Raw genomic sequence first — 2152 nt, forward strand, 5'->3', positions numbered from 1 at the left:
ATCCGAAGGTGTTCCTGTTCGACGAACCGCTTTCGAACCTCGACGCCGCGCTTCGACGGCGGCACGTCGTTCACGACCTCGCCGGCTATTCTGAGCTCGCCGGAGGTGATTTCCTCGAGCCCGGCGATCGACCTCAGCAATGTCGACTTGCCGCAGCCCGACGGGCCGACGAAGACGATGAACTCGCCCGACTTGATATCGAGATCGATGCCGTGGAGAATGTTCAGATTGCCGTAGGACTTCTTCACTTGTCTTAGCGTGACATCGGCCATTGGTTTCCTCCAGTGATTGGAAATTCAGTCGAGACGCCCGAACCAGGCGCCGTAGCCGCCAAGCTCGATGGAACCGCTGTTCGCCTGCCCCGAAAATCCGTGCCCGGGCAGAGGTTGCAGCGATCGGCCACCAAGGTCAACCTTGGCCGACCCGGCTCCCAGATTGAAGACGCAGACGATCTGCTCGTTGCCTGCGCGGCGCGTGAAGGCGACGGTATCTCCCACACTTTCGATGAAGGTGATGTCGCCCTTGGCCAGCGCCGGATGGGCACGCCGGAAGGTGAGAAAGCGCCGGTAATGCTCGAGCAGCGAAGCCTCGTTGCCCTGCTGGACGTTGACCGCTTGCGCCAGATGCTTGGCCGGCACCGGCAGCCAGGGCTTCGCCGAGGAAAAGCCGCCATTTTTGGCGCCGCCGTCCCATACCATCGGTGTGCGGCAGCCGTCGCGGCCCTTGAATTCAGGCCAGAAGCGGATGCCGTAGGGGTCCTGCAGATCCTCGAACCGAAGGTCGGCCTCGCCGAGCCCAAGCTCCTCACCCTGATAGATGCAGACCGAACCACGCAGGGACATCAGCAGCGCCGAGATGACCTTGAGGTAGGCGGTCGGGTCGGCTTCGCCGGCCGCCCAGCGCGAGGCCGGCCGCATCACATCGTGGTTGGAAAAGGCCCAGCACGACCAGCCGTCGCTGGCGACTTTGCCGAAGGATTCCAGCACCGAACGGACCTTGCCCGCGCTGATCTTTTCCGGCGCCAGGAAATCGAAGGAGTAGCACATGTGCACGCGCTTGCCGCCGGCGGTGTAGGCGGCAACCACTTCAAGCCCGCGCTGCGAATCGCCGACCTCACCGACCGCTGCGGTTGCCGGATATTCATCGAGCAGGGCACGGAACCGTTCGAGGAAGCCGAGGTTCTCGGGCCGGCTCTTGTCGTAGAGATGGTCCTGGTAGTTGTAGGGGTTGACCGCCGGCGCGGTCTGGTCGTTGCGTTCTTCCGGCGGCAGCGGCGGATTGTTTTCCAGACCCTGGCTGTGGAAGTAGAAATTGATGGTGTCGAGCCGGAAACCATCGACGCCGCGCTCCAGCCAGAAGCGGGTGACATCGAGCAACGCGTCCTGGACCTCGTGGTTGTGAAAGTTGAGGTCGGGCTGTTCGGCCAGGAAATTGTGCATGTAATATTGCTGGCGGCTGGTGTCCCATTGCCACGCCGAGCCGCCGAAGATCGACAGCCAGTTGTTGGGCGGCGTGCCGTCCGGCCTGGCGTCTGCCCAGACGTACCAGTCGGCTTTCGGGTTGCTGCGGCTCGACCGGCTTTCCTTGAACCAGGGGTGGTTGTCGGCGGTGTGCGACAGCACCTCGTCGATCATCACCTTCAAGCCCAGCCTGTGTGCCTCGGCGGTCAGCGCGTCGAAATCGGCCAGCGTGCCGAACATCGGATCGACATCGCAGTAATCCGTCACGTCATAGCCGAAATCCTTCATAGGCGACTTGAAGAACGGCGAAATCCAGATGGCATCCGCGCCGAGTGCGGCGATGTAGGGGAGGCGGCCTATGATGCCCTTGAGATCGCCGATGCCGTCGCCGTTCGAGTCCTGGTAGCTGCGCGGATAGATCTGGTAGATCACCGCGCCCCGCCACCAGTCGCGATCGATGGCGAGGTCAGGCTTCGAACTGGCCTTCAAAGCGGATTGCATCGTTTCAGCCTCCTTTCACCGAGCCGGCAAGCAGCCCGCGGACAAAATAGCGCTGCAGCGAGAAGAACACGATCAGCGGCACGATGATGGTTACGAAAGCCGATGTCGTCAGAATCTCCCAGTCGCCGCCGCGTGAACCCAACAGCGCGTTGAGCTTGGCGGTCAGCACGATCTGGTCTGCCTCTGTACCG

2 protein-coding genes and 1 pseudogene are annotated in these 2152 nt (G+C 62.5%); all 3 read right to left on the reverse strand.

The genetic code is table 11. The features are described 5' to 3' along the window. Nucleotides 1-272: ATP-binding cassette domain-containing protein (locus tag EN943_RS36630; protein ID WP_127416572.1), on the reverse strand; the 272-nt coding region annotated here is incomplete at its 3' end. Nucleotides 273-296: 24 nt separating this feature from the next. Next, nucleotides 297-1961, reverse strand: coding sequence for an alpha-glucosidase (locus tag EN943_RS36635; RefSeq protein ID WP_127416573.1), 1665 nt, complete (start codon nucleotides 1959-1961; stop codon nucleotides 297-299). 4 nt (nucleotides 1962-1965) lie between these two features. Next, nucleotides 1966-2152 (reverse strand): annotated as a pseudogene (locus tag EN943_RS36640) (carbohydrate ABC transporter permease); the annotation flags it as partial.

Source organism: Mesorhizobium sp. M7A.F.Ca.US.006.01.1.1 (assembly GCF_003997935.1).
Classification (GTDB): Bacteria; Pseudomonadota; Alphaproteobacteria; order Rhizobiales; family Rhizobiaceae; genus Mesorhizobium.